Annotated in this window: 23 protein-coding genes; 12 read left to right on the top strand and 11 right to left on the bottom strand. The window is 67.6% G+C overall.

Going from position 1 to position 20,108, the window contains the following annotated elements; all coding sequences use genetic code 11:
• Nucleotides 1-46 precede the first annotated feature (46 nt).
• Both NGJ44_RS15940 and NGJ44_RS15935 read left to right on the top strand, forming a co-directional pair.
• The gene (locus NGJ44_RS15940) at nucleotides 47-970 is read left to right on the top strand and encodes an ABC transporter ATP-binding protein (protein ID WP_053246577.1); all 924 of its coding nucleotides are present in this window, start codon (nucleotides 47-49) and stop codon (nucleotides 968-970) included.
• Nucleotides 967-1,728: an ABC transporter permease gene (locus NGJ44_RS15935; RefSeq protein ID WP_251864541.1), complete on the top strand. Its 762-nt coding sequence runs from the start codon at nucleotides 967-969 to the stop codon at nucleotides 1,726-1,728. Before NGJ44_RS15940 ends, NGJ44_RS15935 begins: the two co-directional genes overlap by 4 nt.
• On the opposite strand, the gene NGJ44_RS15930 is transcribed toward NGJ44_RS15935, so the two are convergent.
• The 4 genes from NGJ44_RS15930 to NGJ44_RS15915 all read right to left on the bottom strand — a co-directional run bounded on the left by NGJ44_RS15930 (nucleotide 1,718) and on the right by NGJ44_RS15915 (nucleotide 5,418).
• Complete coding sequence (locus NGJ44_RS15930) at nucleotides 1,718-2,416, bottom strand: glutathione S-transferase family protein (protein WP_200908081.1); 699 nt, start codon at nucleotides 2,414-2,416, stop codon at nucleotides 1,718-1,720. The two genes, NGJ44_RS15935 and NGJ44_RS15930, sit on opposite strands and share 11 nt — an antisense overlap.
• A 122-nt stretch (nucleotides 2,417-2,538) precedes the next feature.
• A complete protein-coding gene (locus NGJ44_RS15925; RefSeq protein WP_251864540.1) occupies nucleotides 2,539-2,982 on the bottom strand; it encodes a DUF4168 domain-containing protein in 444 nt (147 codons plus the stop codon).
• A 257-nt stretch (nucleotides 2,983-3,239) separates the two neighbouring features.
• Nucleotides 3,240-4,112, bottom strand: a complete 873-nt coding sequence (locus tag NGJ44_RS15920; RefSeq protein ID WP_053243873.1) for an amidohydrolase family protein — start codon at nucleotides 4,110-4,112, stop codon at nucleotides 3,240-3,242.
• Between the two features lie 91 nt (nucleotides 4,113-4,203).
• The gene (locus NGJ44_RS15915; protein ID WP_053243872.1) at nucleotides 4,204-5,418 is read right to left on the bottom strand and encodes a LysR family transcriptional regulator; all 1,215 of its coding nucleotides are present in this window, start codon (nucleotides 5,416-5,418) and stop codon (nucleotides 4,204-4,206) included.
• Between the two features lie 118 nt (nucleotides 5,419-5,536).
• Here NGJ44_RS15915 and NGJ44_RS15910 point away from each other — a divergent pair, with 118 nt between their 5' ends.
• The 6 genes from NGJ44_RS15910 to NGJ44_RS15885 are packed head-to-tail and all read left to right on the top strand — an operon-like array spanning nucleotide 5,537 to nucleotide 11,642.
• Nucleotides 5,537-6,658 carry a 4-oxalomesaconate tautomerase gene (locus NGJ44_RS15910; RefSeq protein ID WP_369798670.1) on the top strand — a complete coding sequence of 374 codons (1,122 nt, stop codon included), beginning with the start codon at nucleotides 5,537-5,539 and terminating at the stop codon, nucleotides 6,656-6,658.
• Entirely contained in the window at nucleotides 6,655-7,680 is a 1,026-nt protein-coding gene (locus NGJ44_RS15905) for an amidohydrolase family protein (protein ID WP_251864539.1), read from the top strand. The genes NGJ44_RS15910 and NGJ44_RS15905 overlap by 4 nt, the downstream gene beginning before the upstream one ends.
• On the top strand, nucleotides 7,681-8,376 hold the full coding sequence (locus tag NGJ44_RS15900; protein WP_053243869.1) for a 4-carboxy-4-hydroxy-2-oxoadipate aldolase/oxaloacetate decarboxylase: 696 nt from the start codon (nucleotides 7,681-7,683) through the stop codon (nucleotides 8,374-8,376).
• Nucleotides 8,377-8,413: 37 nt separating this feature from the next.
• Nucleotides 8,414-9,391 (top strand): Bug family tripartite tricarboxylate transporter substrate binding protein, encoded by a 978-nt coding sequence (locus tag NGJ44_RS15895; RefSeq protein ID WP_251864538.1) that lies wholly within the window; start codon nucleotides 8,414-8,416, stop codon nucleotides 9,389-9,391.
• A gap of 51 nt (nucleotides 9,392-9,442) precedes the next feature.
• On the top strand, nucleotides 9,443-10,732 hold the full coding sequence (locus tag NGJ44_RS15890) for a cation:dicarboxylate symporter family transporter (protein ID WP_251864537.1): 1,290 nt from the start codon (nucleotides 9,443-9,445) through the stop codon (nucleotides 10,730-10,732).
• Between the two features lie 46 nt (nucleotides 10,733-10,778).
• Nucleotides 10,779-11,642 (top strand): DUF1932 domain-containing protein, encoded by an 864-nt coding sequence (locus NGJ44_RS15885; RefSeq protein WP_251864536.1) that lies wholly within the window; start codon nucleotides 10,779-10,781, stop codon nucleotides 11,640-11,642.
• On the opposite strand, the gene NGJ44_RS15880 is transcribed toward NGJ44_RS15885, so the two are convergent.
• On the bottom strand, nucleotides 11,639-12,454 hold the full coding sequence (locus tag NGJ44_RS15880; RefSeq protein WP_251864535.1) for a sulfite exporter TauE/SafE family protein: 816 nt from the start codon (nucleotides 12,452-12,454) through the stop codon (nucleotides 11,639-11,641). The genes NGJ44_RS15885 and NGJ44_RS15880 overlap by 4 nt on opposite strands.
• Before the next feature lie 118 nt (nucleotides 12,455-12,572).
• Between NGJ44_RS15880 and NGJ44_RS15875 the strand changes: the two genes are divergently transcribed.
• The 3 genes from NGJ44_RS15875 to NGJ44_RS15865 all read left to right on the top strand — a co-directional run bounded on the left by NGJ44_RS15875 (nucleotide 12,573) and on the right by NGJ44_RS15865 (nucleotide 15,174).
• Nucleotides 12,573-13,337 carry an AraC family transcriptional regulator gene (locus NGJ44_RS15875; RefSeq protein WP_251864534.1) on the top strand — a complete coding sequence of 255 codons (765 nt, stop codon included), beginning with the start codon at nucleotides 12,573-12,575 and terminating at the stop codon, nucleotides 13,335-13,337.
• A gap of 158 nt (nucleotides 13,338-13,495) precedes the next feature.
• Nucleotides 13,496-14,557, top strand: coding sequence for an extracellular catalytic domain type 1 short-chain-length polyhydroxyalkanoate depolymerase (locus NGJ44_RS15870; RefSeq protein WP_251864533.1), 1,062 nt, complete (start codon nucleotides 13,496-13,498; stop codon nucleotides 14,555-14,557).
• Nucleotides 14,558-14,661: 104 nt separating this feature from the next.
• A complete protein-coding gene (locus NGJ44_RS15865) occupies nucleotides 14,662-15,174 on the top strand; it encodes a DUF1993 domain-containing protein (RefSeq protein ID WP_053244609.1) in 513 nt (170 codons plus the stop codon).
• A gap of 10 nt (nucleotides 15,175-15,184) precedes the next feature.
• Here NGJ44_RS15865 and NGJ44_RS15860 read toward each other — a convergent pair whose 3' ends face one another.
• The 3 genes from NGJ44_RS15860 to NGJ44_RS15850 all read right to left on the bottom strand — a co-directional run bounded on the left by NGJ44_RS15860 (nucleotide 15,185) and on the right by NGJ44_RS15850 (nucleotide 16,750).
• On the bottom strand, nucleotides 15,185-15,814 hold the full coding sequence (locus NGJ44_RS15860) for a glutathione S-transferase family protein (RefSeq protein ID WP_053244624.1): 630 nt from the start codon (nucleotides 15,812-15,814) through the stop codon (nucleotides 15,185-15,187).
• Nucleotides 15,814-16,326, bottom strand: a complete 513-nt coding sequence (locus NGJ44_RS15855) for a VOC family protein (RefSeq protein ID WP_251864532.1) — start codon at nucleotides 16,324-16,326, stop codon at nucleotides 15,814-15,816. The genes NGJ44_RS15860 and NGJ44_RS15855 overlap by 1 nt, the downstream gene beginning before the upstream one ends.
• 61 nt (nucleotides 16,327-16,387) lie before the next feature.
• Nucleotides 16,388-16,750, bottom strand: coding sequence for a DUF1428 domain-containing protein (locus NGJ44_RS15850; RefSeq protein WP_053244625.1), 363 nt, complete (start codon nucleotides 16,748-16,750; stop codon nucleotides 16,388-16,390).
• A 166-nt stretch (nucleotides 16,751-16,916) separates the two neighbouring features.
• Between NGJ44_RS15850 and NGJ44_RS15845 the strand changes: the two genes are divergently transcribed.
• Nucleotides 16,917-17,879, top strand: coding sequence for a GlxA family transcriptional regulator (locus NGJ44_RS15845; RefSeq protein ID WP_251864531.1), 963 nt, complete (start codon nucleotides 16,917-16,919; stop codon nucleotides 17,877-17,879).
• A 33-nt stretch (nucleotides 17,880-17,912) separates the two neighbouring features.
• Here the strand turns inward: NGJ44_RS15845 and NGJ44_RS15840 are convergent, their stop codons facing one another.
• From NGJ44_RS15840 to NGJ44_RS15830, 3 genes are all read right to left on the bottom strand, one after another.
• Nucleotides 17,913-18,461 carry a hypothetical protein gene (locus NGJ44_RS15840; protein ID WP_251864530.1) on the bottom strand — a complete coding sequence of 183 codons (549 nt, stop codon included), beginning with the start codon at nucleotides 18,459-18,461 and terminating at the stop codon, nucleotides 17,913-17,915.
• A 133-nt stretch (nucleotides 18,462-18,594) separates the two neighbouring features.
• Entirely contained in the window at nucleotides 18,595-19,479 is an 885-nt protein-coding gene (locus tag NGJ44_RS15835) for a TauD/TfdA dioxygenase family protein (RefSeq protein ID WP_053244612.1), read from the bottom strand.
• Between the two features lie 14 nt (nucleotides 19,480-19,493).
• Nucleotides 19,494-20,012: a tripartite tricarboxylate transporter substrate-binding protein gene (locus NGJ44_RS15830; RefSeq protein ID WP_251864529.1), complete on the bottom strand. Its 519-nt coding sequence runs from the start codon at nucleotides 20,010-20,012 to the stop codon at nucleotides 19,494-19,496.
• Between the last annotated feature and the right edge of the window lie 96 nt (nucleotides 20,013-20,108).

Genomic DNA, 20,108 nt, shown 5'->3' with positions numbered 1-20,108 from the left:
GCATGGCCGGTAAAATGACCCGCTCTCCATTTTCGCGGGGGCTTCAGTGCAGCCGGTTATATCAGTGCAGGGGCTGTCCAAGCGCTACGCGTCGGGATTCCAGGCCCTCAGGAACGTAAACCTGGAGATCCGGCGCGGCGAGATTTTCGCGCTGCTAGGACCCAACGGGGCGGGCAAGACCACGCTCATCAGCATCATCTGCGGCATCGTCAACCCCACCGAGGGCAGGGTATGGGCCGACGGCCACGACATCGTCGCGGATTACCGCGCGGCGCGCTCGGCCATCGGGCTGGTGCCGCAGGAAATCTCCACCGACGCCTTCGAAAGCGTCTGGAGCACGGTGAACTTCAGCCGCGGCCTCTTCGGCAAGCCGACCGACCATGCCTACGTGGAGAAGGTGCTGCGCGAGCTGTCGCTCTGGGACAAGAAAGACAGCCGCATCATGGCCCTGTCGGGCGGCATGAAGCGCCGCGTCATGATCGCCAAGGCGCTGTCGCACGAGCCCAAGATCCTGTTCCTGGACGAACCCACCGCGGGGGTCGACGTGGAGCTCAGGCGCGGCATGTGGGACATGGTGCGCCGGCTGCGCGAAAGCGGGGTCACCATCATCCTCACCACGCACTACATCGAGGAAGCGCAGGAGATGGCCGACCGCATCGGCGTGATCCGCAAGGGCGAGATCATCCTGGTCGAGGAAAAGCACGCCCTCATGAAGAAGCTGGGCAAGCGCCAGCTCGCGCTAACGCTCAAGTCGGCGCTGCCCGCCGTGCCCGAGGCGCTGGCCGCCTACGCGCTGGAGCTGGGCGAGGAGGGCCGCAAGCTGGTCTACACCTACGACGAGCAGGGCGGGGCGGCCATCTCCCGGCTGCTGCGCCAGCTCAACGAGCTGGGCATCGAATTCACCGACCTCCACACCTCCGAAAGCTCGCTGGAGGAGATTTTCGTCAGCCTGGTGCACCAGTCATCATGAACTTCTACGCTATCCGCGCCATCTACCGCTTCGAGATGGCCCGCGCCTGGCGCACGCTGATGCAGAGCGTGGCCTCGCCCGTCATTTCCACCTCGCTGTATTTCGTGGTGTTCGGCTCGGCCATCGGCTCGCACATGGTGCAGATCGACGGCGTGAGCTACGGCGCTTTCATCGTGCCCGGCATGATCATGCTGTCGCTGCTCACGCAGAGCGTGGCCAACGCCTCGTTCGGCATCTACATGCCGCGCTTCCAGGGCACCATCTACGAAATCCATTCCGCGCCCATCTCATATCTGGAGATCGTGATGGGCTACGTGGGAGCGGCAGCCAGCAAGTCCATCATCCTGGGGCTCATCATGCTGGCGACGGCGCGCCTGTTCGTGCCGTTCGGCATCGCGCATCCGCTGGCGATGATCGGCTTCCTGGTGCTGACCTCGATCACATTCAGCCTGTTCGGATTCATCATCGGGATCTGGGCCGACGGCTTCGAGAAGCTGCAGATCATCCCGCTCATGATCATCACCCCGCTTACCTTCCTGGGCGGCACCTTCTATTCCATCAAGATGCTGCCGCCCTTCTGGCAGACCGCCACGCTGTTCAATCCGGTGGTCTACCTGGTGAGCGGGTTCCGCTGGTCCTTCTATGGCGTGGCCGACGTCAGCCTGGGCGTGAGCGTGGGCATGACGCTGGCCTTCCTGGCGCTGTGCATGTTCGTGGTGCGCTGGATCTTCAAGACCGGCTACCGCCTCAAGACCTGATCATGGGCGCACGGCGCGCCAGGCCGTCGAAGGCGTCCAGCAGGCGCTCGCGCCATGCGTACACCGCGTCGCCTTCGTCGAGCAGGGCGTGCGCGCTGGTGCAGCGCGCCCACATGAACATGCCGAAGACGGCATAGTCCGCGTAGGCGGGCTGGTCGCCGGCCAGGTAGGGCTGGCGCTCCAGCGTCTGGCGCAGCGGCTGCAGGGCCTGGCGGAACAGCCCGATCTGCGCCTCGTAGCCGGGCGGCAGCTCTTCCAGCGGGCCGAAGCGCTTTTCGCGCGTGGCGCGGAAATAGTCCTTGTCTTTTTCGTGGATCAGCGCGTGGATGGAGGGCAGCAGCAGGCGCGCCAGGATGGGCACCAGCGTGGCGTCGGCCCAGCCGTTCGCGAAACGCGACACGCCGCGGCCGATGGCGCCGCCGAAGAGAGAGGGGCGGTCGGGGTAGCGGTCTTCGAGATGGCAGGCGATGCGCCAGGAATCGCTCACCGTGGTGTCGCCGTCCACCAGCACCGGCACCAGCTTCTGCTCCGAGAAGGCAATGGCTTCCTTCTCGGTGAAGCGCCAGGGCACGGTGCGCACGGCCAGGCCCTTGTGGGCCAGCGCCATGCGCGTTTTCCAGCAATGCGGGCTGAAGCGCAGCGATTCGTCGGCGCCGGCAAGGTCGTAAAGAATGCGTTCCGCGGTCACGATACAGGGACTCCCGTGATGGATTGAGGGGCTGATGCGCCGCAACAGCATAACGCCGCGACCCTGTATGCGCGACGGCGCCGGGGGAGCCTGGCCCGGCTCGCGCCGGTGCGCGCCGGCCCCTAGCGCGGTGCGGCGCCGCGCCTGCTCAGGTCGATGACGCGCTGCTTGAGCTGCGGATTCTGTTCCACCGCCCGGCTGATGCCGTTGAACTCCTCCACCGACAGGCCGTCGGCCCGCACCAGCTTCACCATCTTGGCGTCGGCCTCCTGCACGATCTTCTGCTTGGCGTCGTCGGTCTTGGCGGCTTCGACCTTGGGCCGGTATTCGTCCACCACGCCGGCCACCTTCTGCGAAGCCGAGGCGAAGCGCTGCAGTTGCTGGTCGGTGGGATTGGGCACCGCCTGCATGGGCAGCGGCGCCTGCGAGGCCGGCGCGTTTTGCGCCGGCGCGTCTTGCGCCGGCGTGTTCTGCGCCAGGGTCGGCGCGGGCGCGGCGCTCAGGGCGGCGGCAAGCGCGGCGGCGAAGGCGGCGGACGTGAGCCCGGTCTTGAGGGAACGCTGCATGAGATCTCCTTGTTGCATGGCAATACCGTGCATCCATGATGGCAAGCAATTGCGCGCCGCTGCAAGTTTCCCGATGTGTTTTCCTGTGTCGGCGGGCCACCACGGCCGCGGCCGCGCCCCCGGGGGCGCCCCGGGAGGCCGCCCGGTAATGTTCTGCGCGATTTCGTAGCCCGCGCTGGCGGGCATGTTTCCGGAATTGTCGATAATGCGGCGCAGCCCGGGGGAGGTTCAGGAGACGGCCCCAGCCGCGAGGCGGTTTACGGGCCGAAATACAGGCGCGCGGGATTTTCCACCAGCAGTCGGCGCAGCGTCTCCGCATCGCCGTAGGACGGCAGGATGTCGATCAGGTCGCCGTCGTCGGGAACTTCGCGCACATTGGGATGTGGCCAGTCCAGTCCCCATACGGCGCGGTCGCCCGCCACGTCGAGGATGCGGCGCGCAATGGGAACAACGTCGGCATAGGGCGGCGTGCTTCGGGACAGGGCGGCCGACAGCCTTTCCGGACCGCTGAGTTTGATCCAGGCGCGCGGATGTTCCAGCACGCGCAACAAGCTGGCCAGCGCAGGTTGACCCAGGCCGCGCTCCGCCATGACGCGGCCCATGTGGTCGATGACGAATGGCACGGGCAGCGCATGCAGAAAGTCTTGCATGGATGCCAGGTCTTCCGCATGGGCATGCAGTTGCACATGCCAGCCCAGACCGGCGATGCGATGCGCCATGCGCATCACCGCATCCAGGTCCGCAGAAGGGCCCAGGTGGGGCATGAAGTTGTAGCGCAGGCCTCGAACTCCCCCCGCATGCAGCGCTTCGAGTTCCTTGCTGTCCGCGTCATCGGCGGCCAGGGCCACGCCGCGGTAGCGCGAGGGATCGCGGCTGATGGCATCGAGCATGGCGCGGTTGTCGGTGCCATGGACGGTAGCCTGCACCAGCACTGCCCGGTCCACGCCCAGATGACGGTGCAGTCGCTGCAATGTTTCGATGGGCGCATCTGGCGGGTCATAGCGCCGTTCGGGGGCATAGGGAAAGCGCGCCGCGGGTCCGTAGACGTGGACGTGGGCATCGCAACTGCCCGGCGGCAGGGCGAAGGCGGGCGCATGCGGCGCGGGATGGGGTGGCGGAACGCGCTTCATGAAAGATCTCCTCTCGGGGGACGTGCGTCGAGTATGCCGGCGCCGCGGCAGGACGGGGTTGCGTTTGAGGAGCCGGGGCGATCGAATCCGTTTATGCGGGGACGGCCAGCAGGGCCTGAGCCCGCACTTCCTGGAGCAGGGCGTGGGCGCCTGGCGACAGCCGAGCGCCCGCACGCACCGTGACGCCAATCTCGCGCTGCATGCCGTCCAGAGGGAAATCGAGCGCCTGCAGGCCCCCGCTGGCGACTTCATAGTGCATCTGATGGCGCGACAGAGCCGTCAACATATTGGAGTGCAGCAACAGTCCGCGCAGCGTGGCCAGGTCGGCCGTTTCGACCGATGGCTCGAGCAGGGGCTGGCCGTAGGCGCGGAAGAAATCGTTCAATTGATAGCGCAGCGGCGAGGAGGCGCGCGACAGAACCCAGGGATAGGCGCGCAGGTCGTCAAAGCCGATATCGCGCCGTGCGGCGAGGGGATGGCCGGTGCGGGCCAGCAGGACGATGTCTTCATGCAGCAGGACTTCGGTGCTGAGCGACTTGTCATGCAGCGGACGAAGCGCGCCGAGAATGAAATCCACCTCCGCGCTCAATAGCCCCGCGCAAAGATCCCCATACGGACTCTCCAGCGTCCGTATGCGCAGGCGAGGATGGCGGGCCAGCACCTCGGCGATCGCGCGCGGCAGCACCAGCGTGCGTATCAGGGGCAGGGCGCCGACGGTCACCACGCCCTCGATGGCGCCATTCAGGGCGGCGACATCGGCCTCGATATTGCGCAGTTCGGCCAGGACGCGCTTGAAGCGCATTACCCAGCGTTCGCCGGCCGGCGTGGGGATCATGCCGCGCGGCGTGCGCTGGAAAATCGGCTGCGCCAGGCATTGCTCCAGCCGCGAAATCGCCGCACTGACGGCGGGTTGGGTCAAGCCCTGCTGGTGGGCGACCGTGGACATGTGATGCACGTCGGCCAGCAGAGCGGCATTGGTCAGCCGTCCCGTGTGATACAGAACGCCCGGATTGCCTGTCCGGCCGCCGCGTTGCCGCGCTTCGTCAAGTACGGCCGCGAGCTCCGTCTGGATGCGTTCGGTGCGCACGCGCACCGTTTCGCCGGCGGCCGTCAGGAGCATGCCAGTGCCCTTGCGCTCGAACAGGGCGACGCCCAAGGCCGCCTCCAGCCGGTTGATGGCGCGGGTGACGGCGGAAGAGGCGCGATACAGCGCCTCGGCTCCGCGTCGCACGCCGCCGGCGGCGGCCACGACATTGAAGACATGGAGGTGGCGCAGGCTCAGGGGCGGGCGATCGCGAGGTTCCATATCGACGGAGAATCAGGGCTCATAAAAATATTAGAACGGTCATTCAGGCACAAGGCAACCCGGCCAATTGCCGGAAAGCCCATACTTTCGCAAAAAACATACTGCTGGATGGCTGGGAATGGAGACATCTGAAACAAACCAAATGCAGCACGCGGTGCCCTGCCTGTTCATGCGGGGCGGGACGTCCCGCGGGCCCTTCTTCAGGGCCCAGGACCTGCCCGCTGACCGTGCCAGCCGGGACGCCCTGTTACTGGCGGTCATGGGGTCGCCGGATGCGCGCCAGATCGACGGGCTGGGCGGAGCCCATCCCTTGACGAGCAAGGCCGGCATCGTGGGGCCGGGCCGCGAGCCGGGCGTGGACCTGGAGTTCCTGTTCGCCCAGGTGGCGGTCGATGAGGCAAAGGTCGATACCACGCCCAACTGCGGCAATATGCTGGCCGCCGTCGTGCCTTTCGCTCTGGAGACGGGCATGGTGGCGCCGCGAGGCCAGGTGAGCAGCTATCGCGTGCTGACCCTCAATACCGGCATGCTGTGCGACATCGAGGTGCAGACGCCGGGAGGCCGCCTGTGCTATCACGGCTCGGCGCGCATCGACGGCGTGCCGGGAACGGCGGCGCCCATTGCCATCAGTTTTCTGGACGCGGCGGGTTCGGTATGCAGGAGCCTGCTGCCCACCGGCAATGTCCTGGACCGCCTGCATCCAGCCGGGATGCCCGATATCGACGTCACCTGCATAGACAATGGCATGCCCATGGTTCTGATGCGCGCTGCCGATCTCGGGCGCCGCGGCGACGAAAGCGTGGCGCAACTCAACGCCGACGAGGAACTCAAGACGCGCCTGGAAGCTTTGCGCCTGCATGCCGGCGAGTTGATGGGCCTGGGCGACGTGCGCCGCAAGCCCTATCCCAAGATGTGCCTGCTTTCGCCGCCGGTTCGTGGCGGCAGCGTATCCACGCGATGCTTCATTCCTCATGTCTGCCACGACGCCATAGGGGTCTTGGCGGCGGTGACCGTGGCCACGGCCTGCGTGTTGCCGGGCTCCGTGGTCCAGGGCCTGGCGTGCCCGCCCGGCGGCACGAGGCAGCGCATATCGGTGGAACACCCTTCGGGGGAGTTCAGCGTCGAGCTCGACCTGGACGCATCGGGCAAGGTGGTTCGCGCCGCGCTGCTTCGCACGGCGCGCCTGTTGATGCGCGGCGTGGCCTACGCGCCGCGCGCCGTTTCTGGAGAATCAATTTGATCATCGATTGCCATGGCCACTACACCACGGCCCCCCAGGCGCTCGAGAACTGGAGAAAACGCCAGATCGCCGGCTTGAAGGACCCGTCGGCAGCGCCTCGCGTCAGCGATCTGCGCATCCGCGATGACGAGATTCGCGCATCCATAGAGATGAATCAATTGCGCCTGATGCGCGAGCGAGGGTGCGACCTCACCATTTTCTCTCCCCGCGCCAGTTTCATGGCGCATCACATCGGCAGTTTGGCTACCAGCCAGACCTGGGCGGCTATCTGCAATGAGCTGTGCTACCGCGTGGCCGCGCTGTTTCCCGATCATTTCGTCGGCGCGGCGATGTTGCCGCAGTCGCCCGGCGCCCCGATTGAAACCAGCCTGGACGAACTCAGGCGTTGCGTCGAGGAATACGGTTTCGTGGCGCTCAATCTCAATCCGGATCCCTCCGGCGGCCATTGGACCTCGCCCCCGCTCTCCGATCGCTACTGGTATCCCCTGTATGAGCGCATGGTGGAGTACGGCATCCCGGCCATGATCCACGTCAGCACTAGCTGCAATGCCTGCTTTCATACAACCGGCGCGCACTATCTGAACGCGGACACGACGGCCTTCATGCAATGTCTCGGTTCGGATCTGTTCAAGGATTTCCCGGATCTCAGGTTCGTCATTCCGCACGGCGGAGGAGCCGTGCCTTATCACTGGGGCCGATTCCGCGGCCTGGCGCAGGAAATGAAGAAGCCGCCGCTGGAAACGTGGCTGTTGGACAACTTGTATTTCGACACTTGCGTTTATCACCAGCCTGGTATCGATCTTCTGGCCCGCGTCATCCCGGTGAAGAACGTCTTGTTCGCCAGCGAGATGATAGGCGCGGTACGGGGCATCGATCCGCAAACCGGATTTCATTACGACGATACGCGCCGCTACATCGAGGCCGCCGGACTGAGCCGGGATGAGCGGCAGATGATTTACGAAGGCAATGCGCGGCGCGTGTATCCGCGGCTGGACGCGGCGCTGGCGCTCAAGGGGCTTTGAATGGAAGAACTGTTGAATACGGTGGGAGTGGTCAAACGCCGGATCGAAAGAGCCGACCCGGCAATGGTCGAGCGCCTGTCGGCCCATGGGGTGGCCACGGTGCATGAGGCCATGGGCAGGGCAGGACTGCTGGACGCTGCCATCCGGCCCGTGTACGAAGGGGCGCGGTTGTGCGGCACGGCCGTTACCGTGCTGCTGCAGCCGGGCGACAACTGGATGATGCATGTGGCCGCCGAACAACTGCAGCCGGGCGATGTGGTGGTGGCGGCCTGCACCAGCGATTGCCGCGATGGTTTCTTCGGCGAACTGCTTGCCACCAGTTTCCGTGCACGCGGGGCGAAAGGCTTGGTGATCGACGGCGGGGCGCGTGACGTGCTGGCGTTGCGCGAAATGGGTTTTCCCGTTTTCAGCAAGGCCATTTGCGCCCAGGGAACGGTCAAGGCGACGCTGGGGTCGGTCAACATCCCGGTGGTGTGCGCAGGCGTCCTGGTGCGGCCGGGCGATGTGGTGCTGGCTGACGCGGACGGCGTCGTCGTGGTGCCGGCTGTCCGGGTCGGACAGATCGCCGACCGCGCCGATGAGCGGCTGGCCAACGAGGCCCGCAAGCGCGAGCGCCTGGCCGCCGGCGAGTTGGGACTGGATATCTACGGAATGCGCGAGTCCCTCGCGCGCGCGGGACTGCGCTATCTGGACTGAGTCTGTCTCGCGCAACGAAAACAATATGGAGGAGACTATGAAGCGACGCGACTTCTTACGCAGCGGCGGCCTGGCGCTGGGCTCGCTGGCCTTGCCGGGGCGGGTGCTGGCGGCTTATCCGGATCGGCCCTTGCGACTGATCGTTCCATTTGCGGCGGGCGGCAACATCGATGCGGTGGGGCGCATCATTGCCGCGGCCATCGGTCCCAGACTCGGCGTGCCGGCTGTCGTGGAGAACAAGCCTGGGGCCGGCGGCAGCATAGGCGCCGACATGGTGGCGCGCGCGCCGGTCGATGGGTACACGCTGCTGGTCGGTTCCAACGGGCCATTGACGGTGAATCCCTTCATCCAGGCCAAGATGCCGTATGACCCTCTCAAGGACTTCGCGCCGGTGGCCATGGTGGGCTATGTGCCGCATGTCCTGGTCGTCAATTCGCAGGTTGAGGCGCGCAACCTTGAGGAACTGGTGGCCCTGTCGCGCAAGCGAAGCATCAATACCGGAACCTCGGGCGTGGGCAGCGCCACTCACCTCACCCTGCTGCGCATCAACGCGGCGACGGGCGCGAAATTGGTCAATGTGCCCTACCGGGGCGGCGGAGCGCTGATTCCGGACTTGATGGGCGGCAGTATCGAGGCCACGGTCACGGAGTTTTCAACGGCCCTGCCTTTGCACAGAGCGGGCAAGGTCCGCATCGTCTCGATCGCGGCCGATCATCGGCTTGCCCTGGCGCCCGAACTGCCAACCCTGGCCGAAGCCGGCTACAAAGACCTGGCGGCGGCCAGCTATGCCGGCCTGCTGGCGCCGGCGCGCACGCCGGTCGATGTCCTGTCGCGGCTGCAGCGGGCCGTGGCCGATGGCGCGCACGATCCGGCGATCGAGGGCAAGCTCAGGGACTTCGGCGTGGAGGCCGCCTCCTCGCAGCAGGAAACCTCCGCGGGGTTTGCAGCTTTTCTCCGAGAGGAATACGCCCGCTCCCGCGATGCCGCCCAGCGCGCCGGCATCCGGCCGGAATAGATCGACGGAATACGGACGGGAGGTCGGCCGAGGCCGACCGGGGAGCATTGCTTGAAAGCGTTCAAGAAACTTTATGTGCAGGTATTGGCGGCGATCGCGCTGGCAATTGTTTTCGGTCTGGTCGATCCGCAGCACGCCAGGGCGATGAAACCGCTGGGCGAGGGTTTTATCGCGCTGCTGAAGCTGATGCTGGGACCCATCATCTTTTGTACAGTGGTGCATGGCATCGGCCATATCAAGGACTTTCGCAAGCTCGGCAGGTTGGGCCTGAAAACGTTCTTATATTTCGAGGTCGTCAGCACCATCGCCATGGTCGTGGGTTACGGCATTGTGAGCTGGCTCAGACCGGGCGACGGTCTGCATGCGTCTGTCCTGGCCGAGGCCGGCCACGGGGTCGACAAGGTGATCGAGGCCGGCGCGGCGGACTTTTCGCTGACGCATTTCTTGCTGTCCATCATTCCGCGCACGCTGGTCTTGGCCTTCGTGACCGGCGACATTCTGCCGGTGCTCTTCGTGTCCTTGCTGGCCGGCGGCGCTCTTGCCGTGGCGGCCAGACCCGACTGGGTGGCGTTCAAGCTGCTGGACGAGGCGCAGACGCTGGTGTTCAAGATGCTGGGCTTCATCATGCGTCTGTCCCCGCTGGGCGCCTTCGGCGCCATGGCGGCGGCCGTGGGCAGCCATGGCGGAAACACCCTGATCTACCTGCTGCGCTACATCCTGACCTATTACGCCGCGGCGCTGTTCTTCGTATTCGTCGTTCTGGGCCTCGTCGCCGCCAGCGCCGGTCTTTCCATCTTCCGGATCCTGTATGTGATCCGCGACGAGGCCGTGCTCGCCATGGGCACGGCGGCCAGCGAAGCCGCCTTTCCCCGGCTGGTCAGCAAACTCGGCCAGGCCGGGTGCGATGAAGCGGTGGTGGGTTTCGTCTTGCCGGCGGGCTATAGCTTCAACATCGACGGCGCCTCTCTGTACATGGCCTGCGGCATTGGTTTCATCGCCCAGGCAACCGACACGCCCTTGCCCTGGTCGCAGGCATTGGCCTTGCTCGCCGTGATGCTGGTGACATCCAAGGGTGGCGCGGGCGCGGCTGGAGGCGCCCTGGTCAAGCTGACGGCCACGCTGCAGTCCACCCGGGCGTTGCCTTTGTCCGGCGTGGGTTTGCTGTTCGGAATCGACCGGATCCTTGCCATCGCGACTTCCACCACCAATGTGATAGGCAATAGCGTAGCGGTGATGGTGCTTGCCAAGTGGGAAGGCCTGTTCGACCGCCAGAAATTCAACGCCTGCGCGCGCCGCGACGATTCAGGTTCGCGCGCGACGCTCAAGGCAAGCTCGTCTTGAGCACCGCATTTCTTTGGAGCGACTCATGCAAGAAAACATTCCGTCCGTGGCCGTCATCGGTTTTGGAGAAGTCGGCCCGATCTTTGCGCAGGCGCTGGGCGCCCGCGGCTGTGCCGTTGCCGTCTATGACATCAAGCTGGACGATCCGGCGGCTGCCGCCCTGATACGGGACAAGGCCGAGCGCGCGGGCGCCCGTGTGGCGGGGAGCCTGGCCGACTGCCTGAGGGGCCCGCAATGGGTATTTTCCGCAGTCACGGCCAGCCAGGCCGGCATCGTGGCGCGCGACGCTGCCGCGCATCTGGAAACAGGCCAGACATTCATCGACCTGAACTCGGTGTCGCCGAAGGCAAAGCAGGACAATTGCGCGCATATCGAGGCGGCGGGGGCGGACTATGTCGAATCCGCCGTCATGGCGCCGGTGCCGCCGCAGGGGGTGCGAGTGCCCATGTTGTTGGGTGGCCGGAGCGCTCGCGAGCTGTCGCCAGCGCTCAATGCCATGGGGATGCGCACCGAGGCTGTCGCCGATGAGGTCGGGCTGGCGTCGGCCATCAAGCTCTGCCGCAGCATCATGATCAAGGGCACCGAGGCCCTGTGTGTGCAATCCATGCAGGCGGCGCTGCATTTCGGCGTGGATCGTCGCGTGCTGGCTTCCCTGGCGGCCAGCTTTCCCGGCGTGGGCTGGGACAAGGGGTATGAGGCTTACCTGATCGGCCGCGTGGCAGAGCACGGACAGAGGCGGTCGGAGGAAATGCGCGAGGCCGCGGCCATGCTGGAGGAACTGGGGCAGGATTCCGGCCTGGCTACCGCCATTGCCGACGTGCACCAGGCCTTCGCAAGGTGCGGACGCGGCTGGCTGGGCGAGATGGACGACAGGGGCAGCCTGCCGGCATGGCGCCGCTTGCTGGCCTAAGCCAGCGCCATGGCCAGCAGCACCGCGCACAGCAGCGCCACATAGACGCGCGCGTGCAGGCGGTCGGGAATGCGCGGCAGCAGGGGCGCGGACAGGCGGATGCCGGCCAGCGAACCGGCCGTGAGCACGGCGAAGGCCAGCAGGTCGACGTAGCCGGCGATCCAGGGAGCGAGCGGGGCCGGCATGCCGCGGCCCGCGGCCAGATAGGCGAGGGTGCCGGCCACCGCCACGGGCACGGTGAGCGGGTTGGCCATGGCGGCCGCCTGCGCCATGGGCAGGCCGCGCCGGCGCAGCAGGGGCACGGTCATGACGCTGCCGCCCACGCCCAGGAATGCCGCCACCGCGCCGATGACCAGACCGCCGCCCGCGGCCTCGGGCAGCGGGAGCGGCCTGGCGCCGGCGGCCGGCTCGCCTTGCAGAAAGCCGCGGCGCAGCAGGCAGTCGAGTATGGTGATGCCCAGATAGGCCATGAAGGCCCAGCGCACCAGCTCGCCGCTGGCGCGGGTGGCGAGCCACGCGCCCAGCAGCGCGCCGGCGGCGATGAAGCCGGCCAGGGGCCAGAGGAACTCGCGCCGCAGATTGCCTGCGCGCCGGTGGCGGCGTGTGGCGGCCAGGGCGTTGACGATCATGACGCAGGTGGAGGTCGCCACCGCGACGTGCATGGCGGCCGCGCCCAGCGCGTCGTTCGCGCCGTGGGCCGCGGTGAGCGTGGCATACAGCACCGGCACCACCACGAAGCCGCCGCCGAACCCGAACAGCACCGCGGTCACGCCGCTGGCCAGGCCCGCCAGTCCCAGGAATAGATAAAGCATGCGATTCCGTCTTCCGTTTTCATCCAGACGGAAAAGAGCATAGGCGGCCGGCGCGTGGCGCGCTTTCGCAGATGCGACAATGATGTTTTCATTTCGGCCAGGCGCCTCGTTTCCGGCCATGCGCAACGCTCACATCGACCTGTACGACGCCGTGGCCCGGCCCGTGGTCGCCATTGGCAACGACTATCCGCCAGGCCATCTGCTGCCCGCCCATGCCCATCGCCGCGGTCAGTTGCTCTATGGCGCCACCGGCGTCATGCTGGTGGGCACGCGCGACGGCGACTGGGTGGTGCCGCCCCAGCGCGCCGTCTGGATTCCGCCCGGCGTCGCGCACGAGGTCCGCATGCAGGGCGTGAGCACGCGCAGCCTGTACCTGGAGCCGGGCGCGGGACGCCCGGGTACGGTCTGCGAGGTGGTGGACGTATCGCCGCTGTTGCGCCATCTGCTGCTGGAGGCGGTGGAGATGCCGGCGCGCTACGACGAGGCGGGCCGCGACGGGGCGCTGGCCGCGCTGCTGCTGCATGAAGTGGCGCGCGCGCCGGTGCTGCCGCTGCATATTCCGCTGCCGCGCGAACCCAGGCTGGCGGCGCTGTGCCGGGCGTTCGTCGGCGCGCCGGACGCCGCGCGCCCGCCGCAGGCCTGGGCCGACGCGCTGCACATGAGCCTGCGCAGTTTCAGCCGAGCCTTCCGCAGGCAGACCGGCATGTCGTATTCGGAGTGGCGGCAACGGGCTTGCGTGGTGCTGGCCTTGCCGCGGCTCGCGGCCGGCGCGCCGGTGACGGCGGTGGCGCTGGATTTCGGCTACCAGAGCCCGGCGGCGTTTTCCACGATGTTCCGCCGCGTGCTGGGGCGCTCGCCCACGGAATATCTGCGCGAACCGTGAAGGCTTCGCGCCGGCGCGGCGGGCGCGCCTTGCGTTTGAACAATTCTGAAGCAAAAAAAGTGACGGCCCGAATGGTTACGCTGTGATACATTTCGGGGCGCAGCCGTTTCCATCAGAGCGGCCGGGGCCGAATCATGGCGCGCAGTTTCAGCAAATTCTTGTTCAGGGCGGCGAAGAAGATCAGCCGGCTGCAGCGCGCCGCGCTGCGCGCCGCCATGCCGCCCAAGAGCGGCAAGCGCGCGGCCGTCCGCAAGCCGGCCGCCCGGACGGCGCGTTCCCGGTCCGAGGCGGATGCCCCGGCGCTGGGCAAGGGCCGCTGGGAAGCGACGCGGCATTTCGTGGACGCCGCGGGGCGGCGCATCTCTTTCGCCCGCTATACGCCCGAAGGCGCGCCGCCCGCCGGCATGCCGCTGGTGGTCATGCTGCATGGCTGCCGCCAGAGCGCCGCCGAATTCGCGCGGGGCTCGCGCATGAATGCCTGGGCCGACGCCGGTGGGTTCATGGTGCTGTATCCGCAGCAGTCGATGGCGCGCCAGGTGCAGCGCTGCTGGCGCTGGTTCCTGCCGGACGAGGCTCATGGCGGCGGCGAGGCCGATCTGCTGGCCGCGCTCATCCGTGCGGAGGTCGAGCGTCATCGGCTGGATCCCGAGCGCGTCTATGTGGCGGGGCTGTCCGCGGGCGCCGGCATGGCCGCGCTGCTCGCGCTGCGCCATCCCGCGCTGATCGCGGCCGTGGGCCTGCATTCGGGGCCGGTGGCGGGCGATGCGCGCAACGCGGCGGCGGGGCTGCAGCTCATGCGCCGGGGCAGCGTGAAGTCGCTGCCCGAGGTGCTGCGCAACGTGGCCGCGCCGGAAGTGTTCCGCCTGGGCATGCCGGCCATCATTCTGCATGGACAGCTCGATCCGTTCGTGGCGCCGCGCAACGCCCGGCAGTTGGCCGAGCAGTTCCGGATCGTCAATGACGTGCATCCGCAGGAAATGCCGGCGGATCGCGTGCTGGGCCTGGGCACCGTGAATTCCTACCGCCGCCTCGACATGCTGCGCGGCCGCAAGGCGGTGGTGAGCCTGTGCGAAGTGACGCGGCTGGAACACGCCTGGAGCGGCGGGGATCCCACGGTGAAATACCATGCGGGCCACGGGCCCGACGCTTCGGCATTGTGCTGGCGGTTCTTCCAGGGGCACCGGCGCAAGCTCGTGCCGGGCGCGGGCGCCGGGCCCTGAGCCGCCGGGCCCGCGAATCCGCGATGCGGCGGGCGGGCTTCGCCAGCCGGCCCGCGCCGCGCTAAGATCGGCGGGCTGGAAGTTTCGCCTGACTGGAGTCTCTCATGCCCTTGACCATGTACCAGGCCAGCGTGCCTGCCTTCGTGCGCGGCCTGAACGTGCTGTCCGCGCTGCTCGAAAAAGCCGCCCGCCATGCCGCCGATGCAGGCATCGACCCGGCCGGACTCGTCGGCGCGCGGCTCGCGCCCGACATGTATCCGCTGTCGGGCCAGATCCAGCGCGCCAGCGACACCAGCAAGTTCGCGGTGCAGCGGCTGTCGCTGGTGGACGCGCCGAAGTTTCCCGACGAGGAAAAGACGCTGGAGGAACTGCGGCAGCGCATCGCCGGCACCCTGGCCTATGTCCAGAGCGTGCCCGCGGAAAAGTTCGAGGGCACCGAAACCCGCCCCATCGTCCTGAACTTCGGCGAGTTCAAGCCCAGCTTCCAGGGCGACGCCTATCTGCTGAGTTTCGCCCTGCCGAACTTCTATTTCCATGTCACGACGGCCTACGCCATTCTGCGCCACGCGGGCGTGAAGATCGGCAAGCTCGACTACCTGGGGCCGTATCCCGCCTGAAGAAGGGCGCTCAGGCGGGCGGGCGCATGTCGGCCATGGCCTCGGCGATGCGCCGCGGCGCGGCGGGGCGCGCATACATGCGTTGCACGTATGCGCGCAGGTTGGGAAAGCCGCCCAGCAGCCCAGCATGCTCGCCCCAGTCCAGCGTGTAGGCGGCAATGCAGTCGGCAAAGCTGATGCGGTCGCCGGCGACGAACGGCCTGCCTTCCATATGGCGCTCGAGTACGGCCGCCATGTCGGCGAAATCTTCCCCGGCCCGCGGAATGTCGGCCGCGATGCGCTTGTGCTCCGGGTAGACGAACGTGTTGCGGGCGATCCGCCAGAGCGGCTGTTCGAGCTCGGTCACCGCAAAGAGCGCCCATCGGTACGCTTGCGCCCGCTGCCCGAGGTCGTCCGGCATGAGCCCTTTGTCGCGGTATTTTTCCGCCAGGTAGATCACGATGGCGGCCGACTCCGTAATGACCTGGTCGCCGTCCACCAGCACCGGCAGCTTGCCCGCGGGGTTGAGGCGCAGGAAGTCCGCACGCCGGTTCTCGCCCGCCAGCAGGTTGACGGGCACGAAATCGAATTCCAGGCCGAGCTCCCGCAAGGCCCACAGCGCGCGCAGCGACCGCGTCGGGCCCAGCCCGTACAGCGTCATCATCGCGCATCTCCCGTTGCGCCGGCGGGCTTGGCGTTTTCCATTTCCGCGCACATGCGGGCCATGCCCTCGCGGATTTCCTCGGGCGAGAGATCCTGCTTGTGCGTGGCCAGCGACCAGCGATGGCCACAGGGGTCCACCACCTGGCCGTAGCGGTCGCCCCAGAACATGTCGGTCGCCGGCATGGTGACCTGGGCGCCGGCGTCGACCGCCTGCTTGATGGCGGCGTCCACGTTTTCCACGTACAGGTGCAGGGTCACGGGCGAGCCCTTGAGCGCCTTCGGCCCCAGGCTGCCGCACGAGGGAAAGTCATCCGACAGCATGAGGGCCGAGTCGCCGATGCGCAGCATGGCGTGCATGACCTTGCCGTCGGGCCCGGGCAGCAGCGAGAGTTGCTCGGCGTTGAACGCCGTCTTGTAGAAGTCGATGGCCGCGGCCGCGCCTTCGCACACCAGGTGCGGCGTCAGCGTATGCATGCCTTCGGGAATGGGGCGGGTTGCGGGTCTGGACATGTCTGTCTCCTTTGGCTGCGGCGCCGCGCCCGGTTCCGGGCCCGGCGGCCGGAATGCGGGCTCAGTCGCCCACCAGTGTGGAAAAGCCGCCCCAGCACATGCGCTTGGCGTCGAAGACGCCTTCGCATTGCGTGCCGGAGATGCGGCTGTCGTTCATGACTTTGGCGTTGATGCGGTCGCGCTCGGCGCGGCTGGCGTAAGTGATCCACGAGAACACCACGCTTTCGCCCGGCTGCGCGCCGGCGGCTGCGGCGAAGGAGGCGCAGCCGTGCTGCGGGTCGAGGTCGACTCCCACGCATTCGCGGAAGTCCAGCGCCCCGTGCTCCAGCCAGACCGTGCGCGCCTGTTCGGCGAGCGCCTGGTACTCCTGCAGCTTCGCCGTGGGAACGCAGAGCAGAAAACCGTCCACGTATTTCTTTTCCATGCTTGTCTCCTGAGGGTCGTATGCGCCGCCGGCGGGCCCCGCGCCCGCCCGGCGGCATTCCGGGATGGCATGGCGTCACTCTATCGGGATTCGGGCGGGACTCCGATAGGCGATTGCGACATTCTTGCGGGTGGATTGCGACAGGCTTGCGGCGTATGCTAGGCGCATGAAAAACGTCGCTTTCCTGCTGCCTGCGGGCGCGAACATCGCTGCGCTCGAAACAGCCAGGCACGGCTTCATCGTCGCCAACGAATACCGCGCCGCGCGCGGCCTGCCGCCCGGCTTCCAGGTGCGCACCCTGGCGGTCGAGCGCGAGGTCAGCCTGGACGGCGGGCGCATCACGGTGCAGGCCGACGCCACGCTGGACGAGGCGGGCGCGGTCGATATCTGCATCGTTCCGCCGCTGCAGGGCGCCATTTCGGATGCGGTGCTGAACAACCGCGAAACCGTCGCGTGGCTGGCGCGGCACCACCGCCAGGGCGGGGAGGTGGCCAGCCTGTGCCTGGGCGCCGCGCTGCTGGCGGCCGCCGGCCTGCTCGACGGGCAGGAGGCGGTCGTGCACTGGGCGGCGCAGAACCTCTATGCCAACCTGTTTCCGTCGGTGCAATGGGTGACGGACCGCGTCGTCATGGCCGGCAACGGCGTCTACACCAGCGGCGGCTCGTTCTCGGCCGCGCACCTCGTGCTGCATCTGGTCGAAAAGTACACCGACCGCGACACAGCGATCTGGTGCGCCAAGTTTTTCCAGCTCGACTGGAGCCGCCAGAGCCAGCTGCCTTTCGCGGTGTTCATGGGCAGCAAAGACCACGCGGACCAGGTGGTGCGCGCCGTCCAGGCGTACATCGAGGGCAGTTATCCCGAAAAGATCGCCGTGGACGAGCTGGCCAGCCGCCACGCCATGGGCCGCCGCACGCTGGAGCGGCGGTTCCGGCAGGCCACGGGGCACAGCATCGTCGAATATTTGCAGCGCGTGCGGGTGGAGGCGGCCAAGCAGCGGCTGGAATCCACGCGCAAGAGCGTGGCCGAGGTCATGTACGAAGTGGGCTACAACGACACCAAGGCGTTCCGCGAAATATTCAGCAAGTATTGCGGCCTGTCGCCCGTGAGCTACCGCGAGCGCTACCAGTAGGGCGGGCCGGCACGCCCGGCGTGCCGCCCGCGCTCAGGGCAGGGCGGAGTCGCGGCTCGGATACCAGCGCGTGAAACGCGCCGCGCCGTACAGGGCGGCGACCGTGGCCGCCACGGCCAGCGCCGGCGAGAGCCAGGGCCAGCGCAGCAGCGCCATGTCGGCCGCCGCCATGACCGCGAACGCCGCCGCCCAGGCTCCCGTCACCACATAGTTCATGCGGCGGTAGCGGCGGTTTTTCCAGACATATTCGGGCTCGCGCTCGCGCGCGTATTCCAGGGTGAACGGGCGCCGCAACAGCATGGTCAGCAGCACGACCGCCAGCATGCCGCCATCGACCCGCAGGCGCGCCTCGGCCACGGACCAGCCGTCGCCGCCGGCCATGGGCGCATAGAGCATCAAGCCGGCCAAGAGCAGGAAGGAGCCGCTTTCCAGCGGCTTGACCCGGCGTTCGGGGCTGACCCAGTCGCGCAGCAGCAGGCAGGCGGCCGCCGCCGCCCCCGCCGCCAGGCCCTCGAGCACGCCCACGCTGCGCTCCAGGACGGCGAACACGGCGAAAGGCGCGAACGCCAGCACGATATCCATCTTCTTTTCCCCCTGGCCCCTTCCTCCAACCCGGCCAGCGTGCGGGAAACGGCGCGATTCGCCTATCGGCCATGCGGCCCTGCCGCTTGGGACGAGGGCGGCATGCCCTCGTCTTTCCGGATGGCGCGCATGCTTACTGCAGCGTCCGCGACGCCGGCACCGGGCGGTCGCCCGAGATGGTGGTGCGGTGCAGCTCGCGGTCGAAGCCGTCATAGTCGTTCATGGCCAGGTGCTGCGTGCAGCGGTTGTCCCAGACCGCGAGCGAACCGGGCGACCAGCGGAAGCGGCAGGTGAATTCCGGGCGCGCCGCGTGCTGGTACAGGAACTGGAGCAGCGGCTCGCTTTCTTCCTGGGTCATGCCGTCGAACCGCAGCGTGTAGGTGCTGTTCACGTACAGCGCCTTCCTGCCGGTGGCCGGGTGCACGCGCACCACCGGGTGCACGACCTCGCTGCTGGCGCGCTCGTCGGTGCGCACGTCCATCTTGTGGGCCGGGTCGCCGTTGTTCACCACCGCGCCGCCGGCGCCATAGGAGCGCACCGCGCTGTGCACCGCGCCCAGCCCGTCCAGCACCTGCTTGAGCCGGTCGGACAGGGTTTCGTAGGCGCGGTACATGTTCGCCCACATCGTGTCGCCGCCGTAAGGCGGGATCACGCGGCCGTACAGCGCCGAGCCCAGCGGGGGCTTTTCCGAGTAGCTCATGTCCGAATGCCACAGGCCGCCGAAATTGCGCCGCGTCTTTTCCGCCTTGCCCTTCATGACGGGCAGAATGGTGGGAAAGCCGTCCAGCGCACGCACGAAGGGCACTTCCAGCAGCTCGCCGAAGCGCGAGCTGAATTCCACGTGCTGCCGCGGCGTGAGGTTCTGGTCGCGGAAGAAAATCACCAGATGCTCGTGCAGCGCGCTGCGCACTTCCTCGAACTGCTCGTCCGGGAGCGGGCGCGACAGGTCGACGCCGCGGATTTCCGCGCCCAGCGCGCCCGCGATGGGGTGGATTTCCAGATGCCGATAGGTGTTCATGCGTGTCTCCTTTCTCATTGAAGCCTGATGTGGGCGGTGCGCACCAGGGCGCCCCATCTGTCGGTTTCGCTGGCGATGTAGCGGCGGAAGTCGGCGGGGCCGGCGGCGGAGATCACGCCGCCCATGTCGGCGATCTGCCTGCGCACGTCGGGCTGCTCGAGCACCGCCCGCAGCTCGCGGTCCAGGCGCTGCACGATGGGCTGGGGCGTGGCCGCCGGCGCCAGCACCCCGAACCAGCCCGAGATCTCGTAGCCGGGCAGCCCCGCCTCGGCCATGGTCGGCACGTCGGGCAGTTCGGGCGAGCGCGCGGCGCTCGTGATGGCCAGGGCCCGCAGCTTGCCCGCTTTCACCAGCTGCAGGGCCGAGGGCATGTTGTCGAACATCATCGGCACGTGGCCGGCCACCGTGTCGTTCAGGCCGGGCGCGCTGCCGCGGTACGGCACCTGCGTCAGGCGCACGCCGGCCGTCGCGGCGAACAGCTCGCCCGCCAGGTGCAGCGACGTGAATTGCCCCGGGTTTTGCGGAGGCTCCAACCTTTGAGAGAATGGAGCCCTTATGAGCAAGCAGAACAAGTTTTCCCCGGAAGTCCGTGACCGCGCCGTGCGTCTGGTACAAGAGCATCGTGGCGA

It is taken from the genome of Achromobacter sp. Marseille-Q4962 (assembly GCF_943737005.1).
Lineage (GTDB): Bacteria > Pseudomonadota > Gammaproteobacteria > Burkholderiales > Burkholderiaceae_B > Achromobacter.
The sequence above is the reverse complement of the archived record's forward strand: the minus strand, read 5'-3'. Positions and strand labels throughout refer to the sequence as shown.

Excerpts from the sequence above, each read along its gene's own strand:
- NGJ44_RS15935 (WP_251864541.1), top strand. The coding sequence starts at position 967 with ATGAACTTCTACGCTATCCGCGCCATCTACCGCTTCGAGATGGCCCGC.
- NGJ44_RS15925 (WP_251864540.1), bottom strand. The coding sequence starts at position 2,982 with ATGCAGCGTTCCCTCAAGACCGGGCTCACGTCCGCCGCCTTCGCCGCC.
- NGJ44_RS15920 (WP_053243873.1), bottom strand. The coding sequence starts at position 4,112 with ATGAAGCGCGTTCCGCCACCCCATCCCGCGCCGCATGCGCCCGCCTTC.
- NGJ44_RS15915 (WP_053243872.1), bottom strand. The coding sequence starts at position 5,418 with ATGGAACCTCGCGATCGCCCGCCCCTGAGCCTGCGCCACCTCCATGTC.
- NGJ44_RS15910 (WP_369798670.1), top strand. The coding sequence starts at position 5,537 with ATGGAGACATCTGAAACAAACCAAATGCAGCACGCGGTGCCCTGCCTG.
- NGJ44_RS15900 (WP_053243869.1), top strand. The coding sequence starts at position 7,681 with ATGGAAGAACTGTTGAATACGGTGGGAGTGGTCAAACGCCGGATCGAA.
- NGJ44_RS15895 (WP_251864538.1), top strand. The coding sequence starts at position 8,414 with ATGAAGCGACGCGACTTCTTACGCAGCGGCGGCCTGGCGCTGGGCTCG.
- NGJ44_RS15880 (WP_251864535.1), bottom strand. The coding sequence starts at position 12,454 with ATGCTTTATCTATTCCTGGGACTGGCGGGCCTGGCCAGCGGCGTGACC.
- NGJ44_RS15875 (WP_251864534.1), top strand. The coding sequence starts at position 12,573 with ATGCGCAACGCTCACATCGACCTGTACGACGCCGTGGCCCGGCCCGTG.
- NGJ44_RS15865 (WP_053244609.1), top strand. The coding sequence starts at position 14,662 with ATGCCCTTGACCATGTACCAGGCCAGCGTGCCTGCCTTCGTGCGCGGC.
- NGJ44_RS15860 (WP_053244624.1), bottom strand. The coding sequence starts at position 15,814 with ATGACGCTGTACGGGCTGGGCCCGACGCGGTCGCTGCGCGCGCTGTGG.
- NGJ44_RS15855 (WP_251864532.1), bottom strand. The coding sequence starts at position 16,326 with ATGTCCAGACCCGCAACCCGCCCCATTCCCGAAGGCATGCATACGCTG.
- NGJ44_RS15850 (WP_053244625.1), bottom strand. The coding sequence starts at position 16,750 with ATGGAAAAGAAATACGTGGACGGTTTTCTGCTCTGCGTTCCCACGGCG.
- NGJ44_RS15845 (WP_251864531.1), top strand. The coding sequence starts at position 16,917 with ATGAAAAACGTCGCTTTCCTGCTGCCTGCGGGCGCGAACATCGCTGCG.
- NGJ44_RS15840 (WP_251864530.1), bottom strand. The coding sequence starts at position 18,461 with ATGGATATCGTGCTGGCGTTCGCGCCTTTCGCCGTGTTCGCCGTCCTG.
- NGJ44_RS15835 (WP_053244612.1), bottom strand. The coding sequence starts at position 19,479 with ATGAACACCTATCGGCATCTGGAAATCCACCCCATCGCGGGCGCGCTG.